Consider the following 20,398-nt stretch of genomic DNA (forward strand, 5'->3'; position numbering starts at 1 on the left):
GAACTGCCACTGTCATCGCAACGAACAAGTGATGGTTAACAGGAAATAAATCAAGGGCATATGGCAGGTGTCAGGGCCAAGTCATCCTTGATATTGGGGAAGCGTCTATATATGTCCCCTTGAGCGTCACTGCCAGAGTTTTTACTGCTCAAACAACGGACGCCCTGGATCATCGTCCCGATTAATGATTGGCCTGGCACTTCTGAAACACATCTACGCGCTATCTGATGAACACTGCATCGCCCGCTGGGTAGAAAACCCCTACTGGCAGCACTTCTGCGGCGAGCAGTATTTCCAACATCGACCGCCGATTGATCCCACCAGGTTCGGGCGTTCGACCGAGGGTACCGGGGAGCGCAACACGACAGTCGTATAGCCGCCGTCGATGTCTGCATCAACCATCAAAAGAAAGGGCGAGGCAAAATGCAAATGGCCTACCCAACGGCTGCTAACGAGGCTGTAAAAAAGTATTTTCGAAAGGCATTTCCTCGCCATATCCAAAATGGCTACCACAATGCTCCAACCAACATCACAGCCCTCGAATTCCCGTCCGATACTGGTTAGTCTGGCAAGGACGTTTATTGTTTACAGGTTGTTGCCATGTCGATTGTTGCTTCGCTCTCCTCCCTTGCTCCAGAGCACACCACTACACCACTCACCTTGCTGGCCAAATCAGAGCTCGAACCCTGGTTACTACAGCAACCGGCTGCCAAAGCCTGGCTCGATGCCAGCCATTACAGCGGCAGTGGTACAACACTGATTCCGCAAGCCGATGGGCGTGGCTATCAGGCATTGTACGTCTGTGAATCGCTGGATGAGCCGTTTGCTTGCGGTGATTTGTCCGCCAGTTTGCCAGCAACCGACTACGTCCTGACCGAAGTAGCCAGCGCAGAACGTCTGCTCAATATTGCCTTTGGCTGGGGTGTGGGTGCCTACCGCTTTACCCGCTATAAGGAAAACACCAAACCGCAAGCCCGACTGCTGCTGGATGATGACACATTGGTCGATAAGGCCAACCAGCACATTGATGCCATCACGCTGGTACGCGACTTGGTGAACACCCCGGCACAAGACATGATGCCAGCCCAGCTATCTGAGGTTACCCGTGCACTGGCAACCGAGTTTGGTGCCCGCTTTGAAGAGGTTGTTGGTGATGACTTACTGACACACAACTACCCGATGATTCATGCTGTCGGGCGCGCCAGTGTGCACTCACCCCGGCTGCTCGACCTGCGCTGGGGCCAGCCAGAAGCGCCGCGCATTACCCTCGTCGGTAAAGGTGTGTGTTTCGACAGTGGTGGCCTGAATCTCAAGCCTGGCAACTATATGCGGCAGATGAAAAAAGACATGGGAGGTGCCGCCCATGTGCTGGGCCTTGCGCGACTGATCATGGCATCCAACCTCAATATTAACTTGCGGGTGCTAATTCCGGCCGTCGAGAATGCTGTCAGTGGTAATGCCTTCCGTCCCGGCGATGTCTTGCCCACCCGCAAGGGCCTGACGGTTGAAATCGACAATACTGATGCGGAAGGCCGTTTGGTGTTGTGTGATGCCCTGGCAGAAGCTGAGTCGGAACAGCCGGAATTGATTATCGACTTCGCCACCCTGACCGGTGCCTGTCGGGTGGCGCTGGGCACCGAATTGCCTGGCTTTTTTTGCAACAATCGACGGGTTGCTCTGGCGCTTGCTGAAGCGGGAGAAGCTGCCGCTGAACCGGTGTGGCAATTACCTCTGCATAAGCCTTATTTTGAATTTATGAAGAGTGATATTGCCGATCTGGTGAACGGAGCCGCCAGCCCTTATGGCGGTGCCATTACCGCCGCGCTGTATCTGGAGGCCTTTATCGACACCACGCCCTGGGTTCATTTCGACATTATGGCCTGGAATCTGCGCAAGTTGCCTGGTCGTCCGGTCGGTGGGGAGGCTATGGGAGTACGCGCCGTTTATCAATATCTGAGCGACTGCTATTCCTGATACTGGTTGAAGTGGGTGATCGGAGCGGGCAATCTGCCCGCTACACACCTCAGACCCAAGCGTTACCACCGCTCAGTTGTGTTGTTTACGCCCTCAAAAGGAGCAGCTGACATCCCCGTTGCTTCCTGTCATGGCACGCGTTCCACAGCACACGACATTTCGGTATAAGCGGGTCAGTGCCTCATCGAGACCATACAGACTTTCTGCCAATCCCAAAACCGCCGCTATTCAAGCAGTTACCCCTTATATCTCACATTGGTCATGCCTTGGAGTTGTCGTTTCATTCGGTTCCGTTCATTAGATGGAGAACTTGGCGTGAGAATTGAATATTCCTTCCAGGAAATTTAATTTCAAAAAATTCCCCTCGCTAACCACACTGGGATCCTTCATGGCGTTTACCCAATCGGACTCCATTCGCTTGCTTGGACTGGACTTCGGCTCCACGACATCCAGCATGATGGTGGTGCAAGTCAGCCTTGGTAGACACAGCGTCAACGGTCGGATGAGCTATACCAACCCTACCCTGGTTTATCGCTCTCCGCCCTGCTTTACTCCCTTCCGTAACCAGCAAATCGATACCGAAATCTTGTTGCAGCAGCTAACCGTCTGGATGCAGCAAGCACAACTGGATGTGTTTCCAGCCCATACCGGTGCCGCACTGATTACCGGTTTGGCAGCCCGCAGTGACAATGCCCGAATTCTTAGCCGCATCATTGGTGAGCAGATTGGAGATGCCATGATTGCCACTGCCGATGACCCTGGGCTGGAGTCGTGGATGGCGTTTATGGGCAGCTGCCAGCTGCTGAGCCGTTACTACTATGACCAGCCCGTGCTGAACCTCGATATCGGTGGTGGCACCACCAATCCAGCCTTGGGTATGGCCGGGAATGTGCAGAGTTGTGGTTGTTATTACATTGGTGCGCGCCACTTCCGTTTTGAACCTGGCAGCTATCACCTGACCGGAATCTCATCTTACGGAACCCGATTATTGCGACAACTGGGCATCACCGCAGTACCGGCGGTTTTCGATAACAGCCTGTGCCAGCGCATCGTGCAGTGGATGGTGCGGAGTCTGGAGCAAATCGTTACAGGTAATGAAACGGCAATTGACGATTATTTTCGCCAGTTGACACTGCAGAACCAGGCCGGACTGGTCGGCCAGGAAGCGGCGCTGGTGACCTTCTCTGGTGGTGTCGGCGAACTGATCTATCGTTTTCAGGATAGTGGCCGCTGGCCAGGAACCACCGAGTATGGCGACCTGGGGATTGATCTGGCTCAGGCGATCGTAGCGTCCCCGATTCTTTCTCGCACACTATCGGTACGCCCGGACAATGCCGGTCGAGCCACCGTACTGGGGCTGACGTTACACAGCTCGGATATTTCCGGCACCAGCCTCTACATCAGCAATCCAGAGTTATTACCACTCACTGACTTGCCGCTGTTATCGCACCTGGATCTGGATGCCAGCCAGGATCAGATCACACAAGTGATGCGATTGGCACAAGGTTGCCAGCGGGGGGCGGCCATTCGGATTGGTGTTGGCAACACGAATACCCAGCCAGCCTCCTTGCTACTCATTAAACAGTTTACCCGGCGGCTGAATAGCGCCAGAGACTGTGCCACCGGAGACGGTGCCGCCTTGTCTGCACCGCCACTGGTGTTATTACTCGAAAGCAATATTGGCAAGACCCTTGGCAACTACCTCAGCAATTGGGGGCAACGCCCGGAATCCTTGCTGGTTATCGACGAAATTCCCGACCGACAAGCCCAGTTTATTCATGTCGGTCGACCACTCAAACAGGTCGTACCGGTCTCTTTTTTCGGTATGAGTCAGGAGGCTAGCTGACTATGTCCATTTTTTGCCCAACCCCACTGCAACAGATTGATACCCCTGCCAGCACAGATCCCAAAGCGTACGACATTCTGCTAATGCAGAAGCATTACCGCTTTCGTAATCTGGCGCACTTGTTAGGGGCTGCGGATGTCAGCAAGGCCGGTGATCGTATCGCCGGATTGGCTGCCAGCGACGAAATTGAGCGTGAAGCAGCCCGTTCCCTGCTGTCCCAACAGACACTACAGCATCTTTACGATACCCCGCTGACCGACGCTGAAGGCCGTATCGACAGTGTGATGCGGGTCAATTACGACATAAATCGGGCCACCTTCAATACCTTGCGGCAACTGACTCTGGGTGAATTAAAGGATCTTATGCTGGCCAGTAAAGGGCCGCGTATTCGTGAGATTGGCCAGGCGTTGACCGGAGTTATGGTCGCGGCAGTCACCAAGCTACTCGACGTCCATGAGCTGATTCTGTTGGCCAAGCGCCTGAAAAGTGGCGCGGCTGCTCAGGCACGAACCCGTGTTGGCCTCCCAGGCACCTTATCCTCACGGTTGCAGCCAAACCACCCCACCGACAATCTCGCCGGGATCAGCCTGCTGACCTATGCCGGACTGTCGATGGGAGCCGGAGACGCACTGCTGGGCCTCAACCCGGCGATTGATACCGTCGACAACATCAGCGCGGTATTACACCACCTCGACAGGTTACGGCGGGAAACCGGTGCTCCAACCCAGATTTGTGTGCTGTCTCATATCAAAACCCAAATGGCCTGCCTGCAAGGCGGAGCGCCGGTGGAAATCATGTTCCAGAGCCTGGCGGGCACAGAGCGTACTCTGACCGACGAATTTGATGTCACCGTTGAGCTGCTGGACCAGGCCTATGAGTTGATGCAAAACCACGGGCCACTGCGAGACTCTGGCGCAGAAAATGTTATGTACTTCGAAACCGGCCAAGGCAGTGAACTGACCTACAACAAGCACAACGGTCTGGATATGGCGACCTGTGAAGCCCTGTGCTACGGACTGGCACGTCGCTACCGCCCGTTTATGGTGAATAACGTCACCGGATTTATTGGCCCTGAAACCCATCTTGATAATTTTGAAATGACCTACAGCTGTTTGCAGGATCATTTTATGGGCAAGTTAATGGGATTACCCATGGGCATGGCCCCCTGCTTTACCCTGCATTCCCAGGTGACTGCCGAAGGCCAGCAAATGGCCACTGAGCTGCTTGCCGCAGCCGGGGCCAACTTTTTTATGGACGTTTACCTCGGTAACGACCGCATGCTGGCCTATTTCGATACCAGTGGCCACGACGACCAGACCTTACGCGAGATTCACAACCTCGAACCAGCACCCGAATACCTCAGCTGGGCAATGGCCAAAGGCATTTTCATACGCAATGAAGAGGGAGAACTGGAACGTGGGCCGAACTGGGGCAAACCAGAACAATTTTGTGCCTCAGAAAGTGATTATCAGCGTCTGCTGGAATCGGTACCAGCCGCTTATGGATTCGACAATGCCGGGCCACGTCCAAGCAATCAGGTTGCCCGTACCCTGAGAAGCAATCAGGCGGTTGCCAGGGAGGCAATTTATGCCGACCTCAATGTCAATAAACTCACCGACGTACTGGGATTCCGCCAGTTGATCACTCGCGCCAACACCAGGGAAACGCATCTGTCCAACCCGGAAACCGGTGCTTATCTAGACACTCATTGCCGTTTGAGCCTGGTGCCAGAATTCACCGATGTCCAGATTCTGGTGACCGATGGACTCAGTGCCGAGGCCATCCACCACAATATTGAGCAACTGCTACCCGTGCTTCAGGACGGTTTACAAAGCCGGGGCTATCGTTGTGGCCAGGCCCTCGTTTGTCAGTATGGCAGGGTCAAACTGGCGGAAGATATTGGCAATGCACTGCAGTCACGGCTGATCATCAATCTCATTGGTGAACGCCCTGGGGGTGATGCCATGGCATCCCGAAGCATGTCAGCTTATCTGGCTTATCGCGTTGCAGATGAACACCGGCAGCAGGCTGCCATATTCAGTGGCAACCCGGACATCGAGTGGGAATACAGCGTTATTTCCAATATTTACCAGAAGGGGCTGCCAGCCACCGAAGCCGGTTCCGTCATTGCCGAAAAAGCGATTCAGATATTGACCCACGGCGCGGCAGGAAATCGTCTGGAAGCACAGTTAAAACCGCATGTCGCCGCCTTAGCTGGATAATTCGTTACGCCGGAAAAGGATTTCCAACCACGCAGATTGATTGGTGGCTCCTGCTCCTCTCCGGCATAAGGCGTCCGTAGCAAGTAGCAGTAGCAAATTACTGGCATAAAAAAACCCGCTTGAAAGCGGGTTTTTCAGAAAGAGCAGCCAATATTACTCAGCTGCATCGTCCTCTACTTCTACAATGTCTTCTGCATCAACAATCGGACGATCGACCAGCTCTACATACGCCATAGGCGCAGCATCACCAGAACGGAAACCGCATTTTAAAATACGGATATAACCGCCTGGACGAGCCTGGTAACGAGGACCGAGTTCGTTAAACAGTTTACCAACAGCTTCTTTGCTGCGGGTACGAGAGAACGCCAGACGACGGTTTGCAACTGAATCTTCTTTAGCCAGAGTGATCAGTGGCTCAGCAACGCGGCGCAGTTCTTTCGCTTTTGGCAGAGTCGTTTTAATGACTTCATGTTCGAACAGGCTCACCGCCATGTTTTTCAACATGGCTTGACGGTGCGCGCTGGTACGATTGAAGTGACGACCACTTTTACGATGACGCATGGTTTAATTCCTTACTAACTGAACGCTCAGCTTACGCGAGCACTTTGTCGTCGTTACGGAGGCTGGCGGGTGGCCAGTTCTCCAGATGCATACCCAACGACAGGCCACGGGAAGCAAGAACGTCTTTGATTTCAGTCAGAGACTTTTTACCCAGGTTAGGAGTCTTCAACAGCTCAACTTCAGTGCGCTGGATCAGATCGCCGATGTAGTAAATATTTTCTGCTTTCAAACAGTTGGCGGAGCGGACGGTCAACTCCAGGTCGTCGACAGGACGCAGCAGAATAGGATCAATCTCTTCTTCTTCGCGTACCTGTTCAACTACCTCATCGTTCTCAAGATTGACGAAGATAGCCAGCTGTTGTTGCAAGATGGTCGCGGAACGACGGATCGCTTCTTCCGGATCAATGGTGCCATTGGTTTCCAGATCGATAACCAGCTTGTCCAGGTCAGTACGTTGCTCCACACGAGCGCTATCGACGCTGTATGAAACCCGCTTGACCGGGCTGTAAGTGGCATCCAGCTGAAGTTTACCAATTGCCTTGGTTTCCTCGTCATTCTGGTAGCGAGATTCGACGGTTTCATAACCGCGACCTGAAGCGACCTTAATGGTCATCTTCAGCTCGGCACCTTCACCCAAATGGGCAATGACGTGGTCCGGGTTGACAATATCAACACCATGATCCAGTTGAATATCGGCAGCTGTAACCGTCGCCGGGCCTGTTTTGGCCAGAGTCAGGTTCGCTTCGTCGCGCTCATGCAATTTGACTGCAACGCCTTTCAGGTTCAACAGGATTTCAATAACATCCTGTTGAATACCTTCAATTGCGCTGTACTCGTGCAATACGCCGTCGATTTCACACTCGACAATGGCCGCACCCGGCATTGATGACAGCAGGATACGACGCAGGGCTGCGCCCAGTGTGTGACCAAATCCACGTTCCAGAGGCTCAAGAGTGACCTTGGCATGGGTACCGCTAACTTCGTCTACCTGGATGTTACGAGGTGTCAAAAATTCATTAACTGCACGCTGCATAGCTGCCCTTAAGCTCCTCTATTATTTGGAGTAAAGTTCCACGATCAGGTTTTCGTTGATTTCCGCAGGGAGATCAGCGCGTTCCGGAACATTGGTAAAAGTACCTTCCATCTTGCCGGAATCGACATGGATCCATGCGCAATCACTGCGCTGACCAGCCAGTTCCAGAGCAGTCTTGATACGATCCTGGTTTTTCGATTTTTCGCGAATCGCAACCACATCGCCAGTTTGCACCTGGTAAGACGGAATATTAACAGTACGTCCGTTAACGGTTACTGCCTTGTGAGAAACCAGCTGACGCGATTCCGCACGGGTAGAACCAAACCCCATACGGTAAACAACGTTGTCCAGACGGGATTCCAGCAATTGCAGCAGGTTTTCACCCGTTGCACCTTTACGGCGCGCTGCTTCTTTGTAGTAGCTACGGAACTGCTTTTCCAGAATGCCGTACAAACGGCGAACTTTCTGCTTTTCACGCAGCTGCAAACCATAGTCAGACAGACGACCACGACCTGCGCCATGAACACCTGGCTTGGTTTCAAGCTTGCATTTTGTATCGAGTGCGCGAATGCCGCTTTTCAGGAACAGATCGGTTCCTTCACGACGAGACAGCTTACACTTGGGACCAATATAACGTGCCATAATTCTGCCTCCTTATACGCGACGCTTCTTAGGTGGACGACAGCCGTTATGAGGAATCGGAGTCACGTCTGTGATGTTGGATATTTTGTATCCACATGCATTCAGAGCGCGAACTGCAGATTCACGGCCAGGACCTGGACCTTTAACTTCAACGTCCAGATTCTTCAGGCCATACTCTTTGGCAGCTTCACCAGCACGTTCTGCTGCCACCTGAGCGGCAAAAGGAGTGCTCTTACGAGAACCACGGAAACCAGAGCCACCGGCAGTAGCCCAGGACAATGCATTGCCCTGACGGTCGGTGATGGTCACAATGGTGTTGTTAAAAGAGGCGTGGATATGGGCAATGCCATCCACTACCTGCTTTTTAACCTTTTTCTTGGTTGATCTTTGTGGCTTAGCCATTTTTTACAATCCTGCTTTTAATATCAACACTGCAACAAGTGAATGCAGCTACACTAAAAGTCCAATCCGGTAATCAGTGATTACTTACGGATTGGCTTGCGCGGACCCTTACGGGTACGAGCATTCGTTTTAGTACGCTGACCGCGAAGAGGCAGGCTACGACGGTGACGAATACCGCGGAAGCAACCCATGTCCATCAATCGCTTGATGTTCATTTGTACTTCACGACGCAGATCGCCTTCGACCGTAAACTTAGCAACTTCATTACGGATAATGTCCAGCTGATCTTCGCTCAGAGAACCAATTTTGGTGCTCTCTGCGATGCCTGTAGCGGCACAGATTTGCTGGGCAGTGGTCTTACCAATGCCAAAAACATAGGTCAGAGAAATCACTGCATGCTTGTTGTCAGGAATATTGACACCGGCAATACGGGCCATGTCTAACTCCGTTACACTTACTTGATGAAAGGGCGCGAGATACTACAAGTAGCTTGCATAAAATGCAAGCTACTTGTTAACCACACCCGCCGTGCCAGGAGAATTAACCCTGACGTTGTTTGTGCTTGGGATCTGTACAGATCACGCGCACGCTGCCGTTTCGACGAATGATCTTGCATTCACGGCACATTTTTTTAACAGACGCACGTACTTTCATGACAGTCTCCTAAAATGGCCTCAGCGATTAGCCGAGCCCATATTTTTCAAGTTCGCTTTCTTCATCAGGGATTCATACTGATGAGACATCAGATGCGATTGCACCTGCGCCATAAAATCCATAACCACAACCACTACGATCAGTAGTGATGTACCGCCAAAGTAGAAAGGCACATCTGCTGCAACCACCAGAAACTGGGGTAACAAACAGACAGACGCAATATAAAGAGAACCAAACAGGGTCAGGCGACCCAATACGGTGTCAATATATTTGGCGGTCTGGATTCCGGGACGAATCCCTGGAATGAAAGCACCGGATTTTTTCAGGTTTTCTGCGACATCTTTCGGGTTAAACATCAACGCCGTATAGAAATAGCAGAAGAAAATAATACCGGCAGCAAACAATACGATATAAAGCGGCTGGCTAGGTGCCAGAGCCAGGCTAATGTCCTGGAGCCATTCCATGCCTTCGCCCTTGCCAAACCATTGCCCCAGAGATGCCGGGAACAACAGCAAGCTTGATGCAAAGATCGCAGGAATTACACCCGCCATATTCAGCTTGAGTGGAAGATGGCTGCTTTGGGCACCCATCATCTGACGGTTACCCATCTGGCGTTTGGCATAGTTGATGGTGATGCGGCGCTGACCCCGTTCTACAAAGACAACGAAAGCTATAACCGCTACTGCCAAAGCAGCAATCACCAGCAACAACAGAATATTCAAATCACCCTGGCGGGCAGATTCAAAGGCCTGTCCAATCGCGCTGGGCAAACCGGCAACAATACCGGCGAAAATCAGAATGGATATACCATTACCGATACCACGCTCGGTTACCTGTTCGCCCAACCACATCATAAAGACGGCACCCGCCACAAAGGAGGGTACTGCTGCGATATAAAAATCGATACCAGAAGAGAAGGTAACACCCTGCCCCGCCAGTCCTGCTGAAACACCGAACGCTTGTACGGTGGCCAGCAAGACAGTGCCGTAGCGGGTGTATTGGGTAATCTTGCGACGACCCGATTCACCTTCCTTCTTTAGCTGCTCAAGCTGAGGACTCACCGCCGTCAGCAATTGCATGATAATGGACGCGGAAATGTACGGCATGATCCCGAGCGCAAGAATACTCATACGCTCCAGTGCACCGCCGGAAAACATGTTGAACATTTCCAGGATAGTGCCCTGATTCTGTTCAAACAACCGTGCCAGCGCTTCCGGGTTAATCCCTGGTACCGGAATATGGGTACCTATCCGATATACAACAATTGCCAGGAGTACAAACCGGATCCGGGAGAAAAGTTCTCCCAAACCCTTGTTCATTCCTTGTGGTAGTGAGCCTTGAGTAGCCATTAGTCTTCGACCTTACCGCCTGCTGCTTCAATGGCAGCGCGAGCGCCTTTAGTGACTTTCAGACCTTTAACAGTCACAGCCTTGCTGATTTCGCCAGACAGGATAACGCGACCTTCTTTAAACTTGTCGCCAATCACGTCTGCTGCTTTCAGTGCTGCCAGATCTACGACATCGCCTTCTACCAAAGACAGTTCGTTGAGACGAATCTCTGCAACGTACTGGGCTTTACGTGAAGTAAAGCCAAACTTTGGCAAACGACGGTGGATAGGCATCTGACCACCTTCGAAACCGGGTGCAACGCTGCCACCAGAACGGGATTTCATCCCCTTGTGACCACGACCACCGGTTTTACCCAAACCAGAACCGATACCACGGCCAACGCGCTTGCGCGATGGCTTGGAACCAGGAGCAGGGCTCAATTCATTGAGGCGCATATTACTCCCCTTCAACCTTAACCATGTATTGAACTTGGTTGATCATGCCGCGAATGGAAGGAGTATCTTCCAGTACAACAGTATGACCAATCCGACGCAGGCCCAGACCTTTCATGGTTTCGCGGTGCTTTGGCAATTTGCCAATAGTGCTGCGAGTCTGGGTAACCTTTACAGTTTTCTTTTCCATATCGAATTACCCCAGAATTTCTTCAACAGTCTTGCCGCGTTTTGCCGCCACCTCTTCAGGTGACTTCATTTGCGCCAGGCCATTAAAGGTTGCACGAACCACGTTGTTCGGGTTAGTAGAACCGTAGCACTTGGCCAGTACGTTCTTGACACCAACCATCTCCAGTACTGCACGCATCGCACCACCGGCAATAATACCGGTACCTTCAGATGCTGGCTGCATATAAACCTGTGCACCGGAGTGACGGGCTTTAATCGGATACTGAAGCGTGTTGCCATCCAGCTGCACAGTGATCATGTTGCGTTTGGCTTGTTCCATGGCTTTTTGAATTGCCATTGGAACCTCGCGGGATTTACCGCGACCAAAACCGACACGACCATTGCCATCACCAACCACAGTCAGAGCAGTGAAGGCGAAAATACGACCACCTTTTACTACTTTGGCTACACGGTTAACCTGAACCAGTTTTTCCTGGAATTCACTTTCTGAGCGATCGTTGTTGCGATCGTTATTACGTTCGTTATTTGCCATGATCTTTACCCTTAGAATTCGAGGCCGTTTTCACGAGCCGCGTCAGCCAGAGCCTTGATGCGACCATGGTATCTAAAACCGGAACGATCGAAAGCGACCTTGGTAATACCGGCGGCTTTTGCACGCTCAGCAATCAACTGACCCACTTTCGTGGCAGCACTGACGTTACCAGTTAAATCGTTACGCAGATCTGCTTCTACTGTAGAAGCCGTTGCAAGGACGCTAGCGCCATTGGCAGCGATGATCTGAGCATAAATGTGTCGGGGTGTACGGTGTACACACAGACGAACCGCGCTTTTTTCACGGATATTTATCCGGGTTTTCTGGGCACGGCGCAGACGAGCTTTTTTCTTCTCATTCATGGCCTAGACCTTACTTTTTCTTGGCTTCTTTACGACGAACAATCTCGTCAGCGTAACGAACACCCTTGCCCTTATAAGGCTCAGGAGGACGGTAACCGCGAATTTCAGCGGCAACCTGGCCGACAACTTGTTTGTCGACACCCTTGATCACAACTTCCGTCTGGCTTGGTGTTTCACAAGTCACACCGTCAGGCAGTTCGTAATCAACCGGGTGAGAGAAGCCCAGGGACAGGTTCAGAGTTTTGCCGGAAGACTTGGCACGATAACCAACACCTTGCAAAACCAGTTTCTTTTCAAAACCAACACTCACACCGGTAACCATATTGTTTACCAGAGCGCGGAACGTTCCCGCCAAAGCATTGGATTGCTTGTCATTCTTTTTCGGAGCGAACTTCAGTTCATTCTCTTCTTGCTGGATATCCACAGCCGTGTGGATCGCCAGTTCCAAGGAACCTTGTTTACCCTTAACGGAGATCTTGTCAGCGGCCAGTGTAATTTCAACACCAGTCGGAATCTGTACAGGAGCCTTAGCGACGCGAGACATGGTATCCCCTCTTAGAATACGGTGGCGATAACTTCACCACCGACACCCGCAGCACGGGCGGCGCGGTCAGTCATGACGCCTTTCGAGGTGGATACAATGGCTACGCCCAAACCTGCCTCTACTTTCGGCAGTTGTGCAGAACCCTTGTACTGACGAAGACCAGGACGCGATACGCGCTGGATACGTTCAATAACCGGCTTGCCTTCGTAGTATTTCAGATCAATAGTCATAACCGGTTTGGTTGACTCTTCTACTGAAAAACCACTGATGTAGCCTTCTGCTTCCAGAACCTGGGCAACAGACGCCTTCATTTTTGAAGACGGCATGCTCACAGTCGTATGACCAGCTTGCTGGGCATTACGAATGCGGGTGAACATGTCCGCCAACGTGTCTTGCATACTCATTTATATTACCTCTGTTGTGCAGCGGCCTTCAGGCAAGACCGAACAATAACGTCTCGGTCTTGCTTAAAGGGTGTGCTTACCAACTAGCCTTTTTCAGACCTGGCACGTTACCTTTCATTCCTTCTTCACGCAGTTTGATACGTGACAGCTTGAACTTGCGGTAAACACCGTGCGGACGGCCCGTTATTTGACAACGACGCTGCAGTCGGCTCGCGGATGAATCGCGAGGCAGTTTTTGCAGTGCTTGTTGTGCATCCCAGCGCTCTTCGTCAGAAGAATCCTGGTTACTAATGATTGCCTTGAGTTCAGCACGCTTGGCAGAATATTTCTCTACCAGCTTTTCACGCTTCAACTCACGCTGCTTCATGCTGATTTTAGCCATGACTAACTCCTCAGTTACGGAACGGGAACTGCAGCGCTTTCAGCAAAGCACGGCCTTCTTCGTTGGTTTTGGCTGTGGTGGTGATGGTCACATCCATACCGCGAATCTTGTCTACTTTATCGTAGTCAATTTCCGGGAAGATGATCTGTTCCTTCACACCCATGCTGTAGTTGCCGCGACCATCAAAGGACTTGCCGTTAATACCACGGAAGTCACGCACACGAGGCAAGGAGATATCGATCAGACGATCCATAAAATCCCACATGCGTTCGCGACGCAGGGTCACCTTACAACCAATTGGCCAGCCTTCACGAACCTTGAAGCCCGCGACAGATTTACGTGCCTTGGTGACAACCACTTTCTGAGCGGCAATCAGTTGCATATCAGCAACCGCGCTATCCATCAGTTTCTTGTCGCCCAATGCTTCACCGACACCCATGTTCAGGGTGATTTTGGTGATTTTTGGCACTTCCATGATGTTCTTGTAACCAAACTCTTCTTGCAGCTTGGCTACTACTTCTTGTTTATACAGTTCTTCTAAACGTGACATAGCAGTATCCAGCTCCAATTAGGCGTCGATGACATCGCCAGTGGATTTGAAGATACGTACCTTCTTTTCACCGTCAACCTGGAAGCCAACACGATCAGCTTTTTCAGTTTTAGGGTTCCAAATGGCCACGTTGGAAGCTTGAATACCAGCTTCGCGCTCGATGATGCCACCTGGCTGCTGCAGGTACGGGTTAGGCTTCTGGTGTTTTTTCACCATGTTAACGCCGGTAACTATCAGACGGCCATCCTGCTGTACCTTTTGAACGGTACCGCGCTTGCCCTTGTCTTTACCTGCGATAACAACCACTTCGTCTTTACTACGGATTTTCAACATTTGCATTCCCTCCCTTAGAGCACTTCAGGTGCTAGGGAAATGATCTTCATAAACTTCTCTGAGCGAAGTTCACGAGTCACAGGGCCGAAGATACGAGTACCGATTGGCGACAAGGATGCGTTCAGAAGAACCGCAGAGTTGACGTCAAAGCGGATAATTGAACCATCGGGACGACGCACACCTTTACGGGTACGTACAACCACGGCGTTCATTACCTGGCCTTTTTTAACTTTACCGCGAGGAATTGCTTCCTTAACGGACACTTTAATCAAATCACCGATGCCGGCATAACGACGATGCGAACCGCCCAGTACTTTAATGCACTGAACACGCTTTGCGCCGCTGTTATCGGCAACGTCTAGCATGGTTTGAGTTTGGATCATGCCTCTCGCTCCTTAACTGACTCCGCCTGGTAGTTAAACCTTGGCGGCGCGCTCGTCGATGTTTACCAGCGCCCATGTCTTGTTTTTAGACAGTGGACGTGACTCTTGTACCGTAACGAAATCGCCAATCTGGCATTCGTTGTTGGCGTCGTGCGCCATAATCTTGGTAGAACGCTTCACGAACTTTTTATAGATCGGATGCTTTACAAAACGCTCAACCCGGACAGTGATGGACTTGTCCATCTTGTTGCTCACGACACGACCACTCAGGGTACGAACGGATGTTGTGTTCTCAGTCATGATCATTCACCTGCCTTGCTTGCCAGCTCAGTTTTAACGCGAGCGATGTCGCGACGGGTCTGACTCACAAGATGAGTCTGCCCCAACTGGCCAGTCGCTTTTTGCATACGCAACTTAAATTGTTCGCCCAACAGTTCTATCAGCTGAGATTTCAGCTCAGCCACTGATTTTTCTTTCAGTTCACTTGCTTTCATCACAGCACCGTCCGTTTAACGAATACAGTATCGAAAGGCAGCTTGGCCGCAGCCAGAGAGAACGCTTCACGCGCCAACTCTTCAGGCACACCTTCCATCTCGTAAAGAACACGACCTGGCTGAATCTGGCATACCCAGTATTCAACGTTACCCTTACCTTTACCCATACGAACCTCAAGAGGCTTTTCCGTAATAGGTTTATCTGGGAAAACGCGGATCCAGATCTTGCCGCCACGTTTCACCTTACGGGTCATCGCACGACGGGCTGCTTCAATTTGACGCGAAGTCAGACGACCACGGCCGGTAGCTTTCAGCGCAAATTCGCCGAAGCTGACCTTGGAGCCACGAATGGCCAGGCCACGGTTACGGCCGGTCTGGACTTTGCGGAATTTGGTACGTTTTGGTAACAACATAACTCAATCCCCTTATGAACGACCGGATTTCTTCTTACCCTGGCTCTTGGCGCGTTCGCGTACCTCTTGGATACCGCCCAGAATCTCACCTTTGAAGATCCAGACTTTAACGCCAATAACACCGTAGGTAGTGTGTGCTTCGTAAGTTGCGTAGTCGATGTCGGCACGCAGTGTGTGCAGAGGCACACGTCCTTCGCGATACCACTCGGCACGAGCAATCTCGGCTCCACCCAATCGGCCGCTCACCTGGATCTTGATACCTTCAGCACCGCCACGCATGGCGTTCTGAACGGCGCGTTTCATAGCACGACGGAACATCACTCGACGTTCCAGCTGGCTAGCAACGCTCTGGGCAACCAGCTTGGCATCCAGATCAGGCTTGCGAACTTCTTCAATGTTGATGTGTACCGGAATACCCATCACTTCGCTCAGATCCTTACGCAGAACCTCAACGTCTTCACCTTTTTTGCCAATCACAATACCTGGGCGGGCAGTGTGAATGGTGACTTTGGCGTTTTGCGCAGGACGCTCAATGACGACCTTACTGACTGATGCCTTTTCCAGGCGCTTTTCGATCATGGATCGAACAGCGATGTCAGTCAGCAGATTGTCGGCGTACTTATCCTTACCGGCATACCAGATCGAATTGTGATCTTTGACAATGCCCAAGCGGATACCGGTTGGATGAACTTTCTGACCCATCTGACCAACTCCTATTTTTCTGAAACTTTCACAGTGATGTGACAAGTACGCTTGAAGATACGATCCGCACGGCCTTTCGCACGAGGGCGAATACGCTTCATGGTCATACCTTCGTCGACGAAGATTGTGCTGACATTCAGCTCATCTACGTCAGCGCCATCATTGTGCTCAGCGTTGGCGATGGCAGATTCCAGAACCTTCTTGACCAATTCAGCGCCTTTTTTGGTGCTGAAAGTCAGGATTTCCAGAGCTTCATCCACTTTTTTACCGCGGATCTGGTCTGCGACCAGGCGCGCTTTTTGAGCGGACAAGCGAGCACCACGTAAAACAGCGGCTACTTCAGACATACTTCACCCCTTCTTAGCGTTTGGCTTTCTTATCCGCTACGTGACCCTTAAAAGTACGAGTCAGCGCGAATTCGCCCAGTTTATGTCCAACCATGTCTTCAGTGACGAAGACAGGCACGTGTTGTTTACCGTTATGTACAGCGATGGTCAGCCCCACGAAATCCGGGAAGATAGTGGAGCGGCGAGACCAAGTCTTGATCGGACGCTTGTCGTTCTTCTCAAGAGCGGCCTCTACCTTCTTCATCAAGTGATGGTCAATAAATGGACCTTTTTTCAATGAACGTGGCACAGTTCAATCCTCTCTAGTTATTTCGCAGAACGACGGCGTACGATCAGATGGTCGGTACGCTTATTCTTACGAGTCTTGTAGCCTTTGGTTGGAACACCCCAAGGAGAAACAGGATGGCGACCACCAGAGGTACGACCTTCACCACCACCATGTGGGTGGTCCACAGGGTTCATCACCACACCGCGAACGGTAGGACGAACACCACGCCAGCGCGTAGCACCAGCTTTACCCAGTTCACGCAGAGCGTGCTCAGCATTACCCACTTCGCCCAGGGTGGCACGACAGTCAGACAAAACCTTGCGCATCTCACCGGAACGCAAACGCAAAGTGCAGTAAGTGCCTTCACGAGCAACCAGCTGTGCAGATGTACCCGCAGAACGGGCGATCTGACCACCTTTACCAGGCTTCAGCTCGATGTTGTGAATAACGCTACCAACCGGCACGTTACGCAAAGGCATCGCAGAACCTACTTTAATAGGAGCATGCTCGCCAGATACGATTTCATCACCGGCACTCATGCCTTTGGCAGCAAGAATGTAGCGACGCTCACCATCTGCGTACTTCAGCAGAGCAATGTTGGCGCTGCGGTTCGGATCGTATTCCAGACGCTCAACAACAGCTGGAATGCCATCTTTGTTGCGTTTGAAATCGACGATACGATAGTGATGCTTGTGACCACCGCCAATATGACGAGTGGTAATCCGACCGTTATTGTTACGACCGCCAGACTTGCTGTTCTTTTCAAGCAGAGGTGCAAAAGGTTTACCTTTGTGCAGCTCTTTATTCACGACTTTAACGAGATGGCGACGGCCAGCTGAAGTCGGTTTAGTTTTCACCAATGCCATGACTTAAGCTCCTATTCCGCGTCAGCGAAGTCGATGTCCTGACCGGCGACCAGGCGAACGTATGCTTTACGCACATCATTACGTTTGCCAACACCGCGAGCAGTACGTTTGGTCTTGCCTTTAATGTTGACAACCTGCACTGACTGAACTTTTACTTCAAACAGGGCTTCAACGGCTTGTTTGATTTCTGGCTTGGTTGCATCAGGAGCCACACGGAAAACATACTGTCCGTGTTTTTCGGCAACCCAAGTTGCTTTCTCAGAAATCTGAGGTGCGATCAGCACCTTGTAAAGGCGTTCACGAATCATGCGTAAGCCTCCTCAAGTTGTTTCAAGGCTTGCACAGTCACCAGGACTTTTTCGAATGCAATCAGGCTCACAGGATCGATCGCTGATGCTTCGGTCACGCCTACATGAGGAACATTACGAGCAGCCAGATACAGCTTCTCGTCGATATCCTCGGAAATGATCAATACGTTGCTCAGATCCAGTTCGCTTAATTTGGCAACAAACTCTTTGGTCTTATGGCTTTCGACGCCAAAGGAGTCTGCAACCACCAAACGCTCTTGACGAACCAGCTCAGACAAGATGACCTGCATAGCTGCGCGGTACATTTTCTTGTTCAGCTTCTGGTCGAAGTCGCGTGGCTTGGCAGCAAACGTCACACCACCTGAACGCCAGATCGGGCTACTTGAAGTACCGGCACGAGCACGACCAGTACCTTTCTGACGCCATGGCTTGATACCACCACCGGCAACTTCAGAACGGGTCTTTTGTGCTTTGGTACCCTGACGGCCACCTGCCATATAGGCAGTAACCACCTGGTGAACCAGGGCTTCATTAAATTCACGGCCGAAGGTAGCGTCAGAAACAGCTACCGCATTGCCTGCGTTAGTTTTCAGTTCCATCGCTTACCCCTTCGCCTTAACAGCTGGCTTCACAATCACGTCAGAACCTGGAGCACCAGGTACTGCGCCTTTGACCAGCAGCAGGTTGTTTTCCACGTCAACGCGTACGACTTCCAGGCTTTGGGTGGTCTGTTGTTCAGAACCCATATGGCCAGCCATTTTCTTGCCTTTCCAGACACGACCGGGAGTCTGACACTGACCGATAGAGCCAGGTGCGCGATGTGACAGGGAGTTACCGTGGGTAGCATCCTGAGTACGGAAGTTCCAGCGCTTGACGCCACCCTGGAAACCTTTACCTTTGGTAGTACCGGTTACATCTACTTTCTGGCCCGCTTCAAACTGGGTAACAGATAGTTCATCACCGGCACTGAAAGATTCTTCAATACGGAACTCAATAGCGCCTCGTCCAGCTTCGACATTTGCTTTTGCAAAGTGGCCAGATGCTGATTTGGAAACGCGTGACGCTTTTTTAGCGCCAAAAGTAACCTGAATTGCACTGTAACCGTCAGTATCAACGGTTTTTACCTGAGAGACGCGATTTGGCGTTACTTCCAGGACAGTAACAGCAACAGATTGACCTTCTTCGGTAAAGATACGGGTCATGCCCGCTTTTTTACCGACAATACCAATTGCCATTTTATTTACCTCTCGTGTACGGGGCTTGGACCCACTATGGCCGCCTGACATTAGGCGTTACACAGAGCACTGTGTAAGGTTAAGCCTGTTTGCTCTTAACCAAGACTGATCTGTACTTCCACACCGGCAGCCAGATCCAGTTTCATCAGCGCATCAACGGTTTTTTCTGTTGGCTCAACAATGTCGAGCATGCGCTTGTGCGTACGGATTTCGTACTGATCGCGCGCGTCTTTATTAACGTGCGGAGAGACCAGGACGGTAAAACGCTCTTTACGGGTGGGCAGTGGAATAGGACCACGCACCTGAGCGCCCGTACGTTTGGCGGTATCGACAATTTCCTGAGTCGATGTATCGATCAGGCGATGGTCGAAAGCCTTTAAACGGATACGGATTCGTTGGTTCATTACCAAACTCCAAATTTATGTGCCAGAGCTCGCTTTCACCCCAATTCAAGGGGACGCGAATTGTATGCGGCTGTACAAAAAGTGTCAACCGACAAAAATAAAAATGCCACAAAGCTGTGGTGAAGACAGGGATATTTTTTGGGAGGAAGAAAAAGCCCCGACTGAGCGGGACTTTTTGATCAGGGCCGAAAACTCAGCCCTGACATTTGGTCTTACTCGACGATCTTGGCTACTACGCCAGCACCAACAGTACGACCACCTTCGCGAATCGCGAAGCGCAGACCTTCGTCCATCGCAATCGGCGCGATCAGGGTAACAGTCAGTTGAACGTTGTCACCTGGCATGACCATTTCCACGCCTTCTGGCAGTTCACACGCACCGGTGACGTCGGTGGTACGGAAGTAGAACTGAGGACGGTAACCTTTGAAGAATGGCGTGTGACGACCACCTTCATCTTTACCCAGTACGTATACTTCGGATTCGAACTTGGTGTGAGGCGTGATAGAACCTGGCTTCGCCAGTACCTGTCCACGTTCAACTTCGTCACGCTTGGTACCACGCAGCAGAA

33 protein-coding genes are annotated in these 20,398 nt (G+C 51.5%); 4 read left to right on the forward strand and 29 right to left on the reverse strand.

The annotated features are described in order from the left end of the window. Nucleotides 1-109: 109 nt before the first annotated feature. The 4 genes from WG929_RS20155 (at nt 110) to eutB (ending at nt 6,042) form a co-directional block, all read left to right on the forward strand. Nucleotides 110-376: a transposase gene (locus WG929_RS20155; RefSeq protein WP_416207520.1), complete on the forward strand. Its 267-nt coding sequence runs from the start codon at nt 110-112 to the stop codon at nt 374-376. A gap of 224 nt (nt 377-600) precedes the next feature. Further along, on the forward strand, nt 601-1,974 hold the full coding sequence (locus WG929_RS20160; RefSeq protein WP_416207507.1) for a leucyl aminopeptidase family protein: 1,374 nt from the start codon (nt 601-603) through the stop codon (nt 1,972-1,974). A 388-nt stretch (nt 1,975-2,362) separates the two neighbouring features. After that, a complete protein-coding gene (locus tag WG929_RS20165) occupies nt 2,363-3,820 on the forward strand; it encodes an ethanolamine ammonia-lyase reactivating factor EutA (RefSeq protein ID WP_416207508.1) in 1,458 nt (485 codons plus the stop codon). 2 nt (nt 3,821-3,822) lie between these two features. Then, nucleotides 3,823-6,042, forward strand: a complete 2,220-nt coding sequence (eutB, locus tag WG929_RS20170; protein ID WP_416207509.1) for an ethanolamine ammonia-lyase subunit EutB — start codon at nt 3,823-3,825, stop codon at nt 6,040-6,042. 153 nt (nt 6,043-6,195) lie between these two features. Here eutB and rplQ read toward each other — a convergent pair whose 3' ends face one another. The 29 genes from rplQ to WG929_RS20315 form a co-directional block, all read right to left on the reverse strand. Beyond that, nucleotides 6,196-6,603, reverse strand: coding sequence for a 50S ribosomal protein L17 (gene rplQ, locus WG929_RS20175; protein WP_416207510.1), 408 nt, complete (start codon nt 6,601-6,603; stop codon nt 6,196-6,198). A gap of 31 nt (nt 6,604-6,634) precedes the next feature. Further along, nucleotides 6,635-7,636, reverse strand: a complete 1,002-nt coding sequence (locus tag WG929_RS20180; RefSeq protein WP_369855584.1) for a DNA-directed RNA polymerase subunit alpha — start codon at nt 7,634-7,636, stop codon at nt 6,635-6,637. Between the two features lie 21 nt (nt 7,637-7,657). Further along, nucleotides 7,658-8,278: a 30S ribosomal protein S4 gene (rpsD, locus tag WG929_RS20185; RefSeq protein WP_369855585.1), complete on the reverse strand. Its 621-nt coding sequence runs from the start codon at nt 8,276-8,278 to the stop codon at nt 7,658-7,660. Nucleotides 8,279-8,290: 12 nt separating this feature from the next. Beyond that, nucleotides 8,291-8,680, reverse strand: coding sequence for a 30S ribosomal protein S11 (gene rpsK / locus WG929_RS20190; protein ID WP_094059483.1), 390 nt, complete (start codon nt 8,678-8,680; stop codon nt 8,291-8,293). An 80-nt stretch (nt 8,681-8,760) separates the two neighbouring features. Then, a complete protein-coding gene (gene rpsM / locus WG929_RS20195; protein ID WP_369855586.1) occupies nt 8,761-9,117 on the reverse strand; it encodes a 30S ribosomal protein S13 in 357 nt (118 codons plus the stop codon). A gap of 103 nt (nt 9,118-9,220) precedes the next feature. After that, the gene (gene rpmJ, locus WG929_RS20200) at nt 9,221-9,334 is read right to left on the reverse strand and encodes a 50S ribosomal protein L36 (protein ID WP_084644941.1); all 114 of its coding nucleotides are present in this window, start codon (nt 9,332-9,334) and stop codon (nt 9,221-9,223) included. A 20-nt stretch (nt 9,335-9,354) separates the two neighbouring features. Then, nucleotides 9,355-10,683, reverse strand: coding sequence for a preprotein translocase subunit SecY (gene secY / locus WG929_RS20205; RefSeq protein WP_369855587.1), 1,329 nt, complete (start codon nt 10,681-10,683; stop codon nt 9,355-9,357). Continuing rightward, a complete protein-coding gene (gene rplO / locus WG929_RS20210) occupies nt 10,683-11,117 on the reverse strand; it encodes a 50S ribosomal protein L15 (RefSeq protein ID WP_369855588.1) in 435 nt (144 codons plus the stop codon). The genes secY and rplO overlap by 1 nt, the downstream gene beginning before the upstream one ends. Nucleotide 11,118: 1 nt before the next feature. Continuing rightward, nucleotides 11,119-11,304 carry a 50S ribosomal protein L30 gene (gene rpmD, locus WG929_RS20215; RefSeq protein ID WP_416207511.1) on the reverse strand — a complete coding sequence of 62 codons (186 nt, stop codon included), beginning with the start codon at nt 11,302-11,304 and terminating at the stop codon, nt 11,119-11,121. 6 nt (nt 11,305-11,310) lie between these two features. Continuing rightward, complete coding sequence (gene rpsE / locus WG929_RS20220; protein WP_369855589.1) at nt 11,311-11,835, reverse strand: 30S ribosomal protein S5; 525 nt, start codon at nt 11,833-11,835, stop codon at nt 11,311-11,313. An 11-nt stretch (nt 11,836-11,846) separates the two neighbouring features. After that, complete coding sequence (rplR, locus tag WG929_RS20225) at nt 11,847-12,197, reverse strand: 50S ribosomal protein L18 (RefSeq protein WP_303434731.1); 351 nt, start codon at nt 12,195-12,197, stop codon at nt 11,847-11,849. A 10-nt stretch (nt 12,198-12,207) separates the two neighbouring features. Next, on the reverse strand, nt 12,208-12,741 hold the full coding sequence (gene rplF / locus WG929_RS20230) for a 50S ribosomal protein L6 (protein WP_369855591.1): 534 nt from the start codon (nt 12,739-12,741) through the stop codon (nt 12,208-12,210). 11 nt (nt 12,742-12,752) lie between these two features. Next, on the reverse strand, nt 12,753-13,145 hold the full coding sequence (gene rpsH / locus WG929_RS20235; RefSeq protein WP_416207512.1) for a 30S ribosomal protein S8: 393 nt from the start codon (nt 13,143-13,145) through the stop codon (nt 12,753-12,755). A 76-nt stretch (nt 13,146-13,221) separates the two neighbouring features. After that, the gene (rpsN, locus tag WG929_RS20240; protein WP_416207513.1) at nt 13,222-13,527 is read right to left on the reverse strand and encodes a 30S ribosomal protein S14; all 306 of its coding nucleotides are present in this window, start codon (nt 13,525-13,527) and stop codon (nt 13,222-13,224) included. A 10-nt stretch (nt 13,528-13,537) separates the two neighbouring features. Next, the gene (gene rplE, locus WG929_RS20245) at nt 13,538-14,077 is read right to left on the reverse strand and encodes a 50S ribosomal protein L5 (RefSeq protein WP_416207514.1); all 540 of its coding nucleotides are present in this window, start codon (nt 14,075-14,077) and stop codon (nt 13,538-13,540) included. Nucleotides 14,078-14,095: 18 nt separating this feature from the next. Beyond that, nucleotides 14,096-14,410, reverse strand: coding sequence for a 50S ribosomal protein L24 (rplX, locus tag WG929_RS20250; protein WP_369858082.1), 315 nt, complete (start codon nt 14,408-14,410; stop codon nt 14,096-14,098). A 14-nt stretch (nt 14,411-14,424) separates the two neighbouring features. Then, nucleotides 14,425-14,793, reverse strand: coding sequence for a 50S ribosomal protein L14 (rplN, locus tag WG929_RS20255; protein ID WP_369855595.1), 369 nt, complete (start codon nt 14,791-14,793; stop codon nt 14,425-14,427). A gap of 33 nt (nt 14,794-14,826) precedes the next feature. Further along, on the reverse strand, nt 14,827-15,093 hold the full coding sequence (gene rpsQ / locus WG929_RS20260) for a 30S ribosomal protein S17 (RefSeq protein ID WP_416207515.1): 267 nt from the start codon (nt 15,091-15,093) through the stop codon (nt 14,827-14,829). Between the two features lie 2 nt (nt 15,094-15,095). Beyond that, on the reverse strand, nt 15,096-15,287 hold the full coding sequence (gene rpmC / locus WG929_RS20265) for a 50S ribosomal protein L29 (RefSeq protein ID WP_369855597.1): 192 nt from the start codon (nt 15,285-15,287) through the stop codon (nt 15,096-15,098). Then, nucleotides 15,287-15,700: a 50S ribosomal protein L16 gene (rplP, locus tag WG929_RS20270; RefSeq protein ID WP_416207516.1), complete on the reverse strand. Its 414-nt coding sequence runs from the start codon at nt 15,698-15,700 to the stop codon at nt 15,287-15,289. The genes rpmC and rplP overlap by 1 nt, the downstream gene beginning before the upstream one ends. Before the next feature lie 12 nt (nt 15,701-15,712). Continuing rightward, entirely contained in the window at nt 15,713-16,402 is a 690-nt protein-coding gene (rpsC, locus tag WG929_RS20275; RefSeq protein WP_303434721.1) for a 30S ribosomal protein S3, read from the reverse strand. Nucleotides 16,403-16,413: 11 nt separating this feature from the next. Further along, a complete protein-coding gene (gene rplV / locus WG929_RS20280; protein WP_303434720.1) occupies nt 16,414-16,749 on the reverse strand; it encodes a 50S ribosomal protein L22 in 336 nt (111 codons plus the stop codon). Between the two features lie 13 nt (nt 16,750-16,762). After that, on the reverse strand, nt 16,763-17,038 hold the full coding sequence (gene rpsS, locus WG929_RS20285; protein ID WP_369855599.1) for a 30S ribosomal protein S19: 276 nt from the start codon (nt 17,036-17,038) through the stop codon (nt 16,763-16,765). 17 nt (nt 17,039-17,055) lie between these two features. Continuing rightward, nucleotides 17,056-17,883: a 50S ribosomal protein L2 gene (rplB, locus tag WG929_RS20290; protein WP_416207517.1), complete on the reverse strand. Its 828-nt coding sequence runs from the start codon at nt 17,881-17,883 to the stop codon at nt 17,056-17,058. A gap of 11 nt (nt 17,884-17,894) precedes the next feature. Next, complete coding sequence (gene rplW, locus WG929_RS20295; RefSeq protein WP_369855601.1) at nt 17,895-18,191, reverse strand: 50S ribosomal protein L23; 297 nt, start codon at nt 18,189-18,191, stop codon at nt 17,895-17,897. Next, nucleotides 18,188-18,790 (reverse strand): 50S ribosomal protein L4, encoded by a 603-nt coding sequence (rplD, locus tag WG929_RS20300; protein ID WP_416207518.1) that lies wholly within the window; start codon nt 18,788-18,790, stop codon nt 18,188-18,190. Before rplD ends, rplW begins: the two co-directional genes overlap by 4 nt. 3 nt (nt 18,791-18,793) lie before the next feature. Continuing rightward, the gene (gene rplC / locus WG929_RS20305; RefSeq protein ID WP_416207519.1) at nt 18,794-19,426 is read right to left on the reverse strand and encodes a 50S ribosomal protein L3; all 633 of its coding nucleotides are present in this window, start codon (nt 19,424-19,426) and stop codon (nt 18,794-18,796) included. A gap of 95 nt (nt 19,427-19,521) precedes the next feature. Next, nucleotides 19,522-19,830: a 30S ribosomal protein S10 gene (rpsJ, locus tag WG929_RS20310; RefSeq protein WP_036535225.1), complete on the reverse strand. Its 309-nt coding sequence runs from the start codon at nt 19,828-19,830 to the stop codon at nt 19,522-19,524. A 212-nt stretch (nt 19,831-20,042) separates the two neighbouring features. Beyond that, nucleotides 20,043-20,398, reverse strand: a 356-nt coding sequence (locus WG929_RS20315) for an EF-Tu C-terminal domain-related protein (RefSeq protein ID WP_494517118.1), incomplete at its 5' end; no start/stop codon positions are given.

It is taken from the genome of Oceanobacter antarcticus, from assembly GCF_044962685.1.
In the GTDB taxonomy this organism is placed as follows: Bacteria; Pseudomonadota; Gammaproteobacteria; order Pseudomonadales; family Oceanobacteraceae; genus Oceanobacter; species Oceanobacter antarcticus.

What these genes read in the sequence shown, in the direction of transcription:
- rplC (WP_416207519.1), bottom strand. Translation starts at nt 19,426, where the DNA reads ATGGCAATTGGTATTGTCGGTAAAAAAGCGGGCATGACCCGTATCTTT.
- rplR (WP_303434731.1), bottom strand. Translation starts at nt 12,197, where the DNA reads ATGAATGAGAAGAAAAAAGCTCGTCTGCGCCGTGCCCAGAAAACCCGG.
- rpsE (WP_369855589.1), bottom strand. Translation starts at nt 11,835, where the DNA reads ATGGCAAATAACGAACGTAATAACGATCGCAACAACGATCGCTCAGAA.
- WG929_RS20180 (WP_369855584.1), bottom strand. Translation starts at nt 7,636, where the DNA reads ATGCAGCGTGCAGTTAATGAATTTTTGACACCTCGTAACATCCAGGTA.
- rpmD (WP_416207511.1), bottom strand. Translation starts at nt 11,304, where the DNA reads ATGGAAAAGAAAACTGTAAAGGTTACCCAGACTCGCAGCACTATTGGC.
- WG929_RS20160 (WP_416207507.1), top strand. Translation starts at nt 601, where the DNA reads ATGTCGATTGTTGCTTCGCTCTCCTCCCTTGCTCCAGAGCACACCACT.
- rpsJ (WP_036535225.1), bottom strand. Translation starts at nt 19,830, where the DNA reads ATGAACCAACGAATCCGTATCCGTTTAAAGGCTTTCGACCATCGCCTG.
- rpsQ (WP_416207515.1), bottom strand. Translation starts at nt 15,093, where the DNA reads ATGACTGAGAACACAACATCCGTTCGTACCCTGAGTGGTCGTGTCGTG.
- rplO (WP_369855588.1), bottom strand. Translation starts at nt 11,117, where the DNA reads ATGCGCCTCAATGAATTGAGCCCTGCTCCTGGTTCCAAGCCATCGCGC.
- rpsM (WP_369855586.1), bottom strand. Translation starts at nt 9,117, where the DNA reads ATGGCCCGTATTGCCGGTGTCAATATTCCTGACAACAAGCATGCAGTG.
- rplD (WP_416207518.1), bottom strand. Translation starts at nt 18,790, where the DNA reads ATGGAACTGAAAACTAACGCAGGCAATGCGGTAGCTGTTTCTGACGCT.
- rplF (WP_369855591.1), bottom strand. Translation starts at nt 12,741, where the DNA reads ATGTCTCGCGTCGCTAAGGCTCCTGTACAGATTCCGACTGGTGTTGAA.
- rplW (WP_369855601.1), bottom strand. Translation starts at nt 18,191, where the DNA reads ATGATTCGTGAACGCCTTTACAAGGTGCTGATCGCACCTCAGATTTCT.
- rpsK (WP_094059483.1), bottom strand. Translation starts at nt 8,680, where the DNA reads ATGGCTAAGCCACAAAGATCAACCAAGAAAAAGGTTAAAAAGCAGGTA.
- rplQ (WP_416207510.1), bottom strand. Translation starts at nt 6,603, where the DNA reads ATGCGTCATCGTAAAAGTGGTCGTCACTTCAATCGTACCAGCGCGCAC.
- rpmJ (WP_084644941.1), bottom strand. Translation starts at nt 9,334, where the DNA reads ATGAAAGTACGTGCGTCTGTTAAAAAAATGTGCCGTGAATGCAAGATC.
- secY (WP_369855587.1), bottom strand. Translation starts at nt 10,683, where the DNA reads ATGGCTACTCAAGGCTCACTACCACAAGGAATGAACAAGGGTTTGGGA.
- rpsH (WP_416207512.1), bottom strand. Translation starts at nt 13,145, where the DNA reads ATGAGTATGCAAGACACGTTGGCGGACATGTTCACCCGCATTCGTAAT.
- rplV (WP_303434720.1), bottom strand. Translation starts at nt 16,749, where the DNA reads ATGTCTGAAGTAGCCGCTGTTTTACGTGGTGCTCGCTTGTCCGCTCAA.
- rpsN (WP_416207513.1), bottom strand. Translation starts at nt 13,527, where the DNA reads ATGGCTAAAATCAGCATGAAGCAGCGTGAGTTGAAGCGTGAAAAGCTG.
- rplX (WP_369858082.1), bottom strand. Translation starts at nt 14,410, where the DNA reads ATGTTGAAAATCCGTAGTAAAGACGAAGTGGTTGTTATCGCAGGTAAA.
- rplP (WP_416207516.1), bottom strand. Translation starts at nt 15,700, where the DNA reads ATGTTGTTACCAAAACGTACCAAATTCCGCAAAGTCCAGACCGGCCGT.
- rplN (WP_369855595.1), bottom strand. Translation starts at nt 14,793, where the DNA reads ATGATCCAAACTCAAACCATGCTAGACGTTGCCGATAACAGCGGCGCA.
- rpmC (WP_369855597.1), bottom strand. Translation starts at nt 15,287, where the DNA reads ATGAAAGCAAGTGAACTGAAAGAAAAATCAGTGGCTGAGCTGAAATCT.
- WG929_RS20165 (WP_416207508.1), top strand. Translation starts at nt 2,363, where the DNA reads ATGGCGTTTACCCAATCGGACTCCATTCGCTTGCTTGGACTGGACTTC.
- rplE (WP_416207514.1), bottom strand. Translation starts at nt 14,077, where the DNA reads ATGTCACGTTTAGAAGAACTGTATAAACAAGAAGTAGTAGCCAAGCTG.
- rplB (WP_416207517.1), bottom strand. Translation starts at nt 17,883, where the DNA reads ATGGCATTGGTGAAAACTAAACCGACTTCAGCTGGCCGTCGCCATCTC.
- rpsD (WP_369855585.1), bottom strand. Translation starts at nt 8,278, where the DNA reads ATGGCACGTTATATTGGTCCCAAGTGTAAGCTGTCTCGTCGTGAAGGA.
- rpsC (WP_303434721.1), bottom strand. Translation starts at nt 16,402, where the DNA reads ATGGGTCAGAAAGTTCATCCAACCGGTATCCGCTTGGGCATTGTCAAA.
- eutB (WP_416207509.1), top strand. Translation starts at nt 3,823, where the DNA reads ATGTCCATTTTTTGCCCAACCCCACTGCAACAGATTGATACCCCTGCC.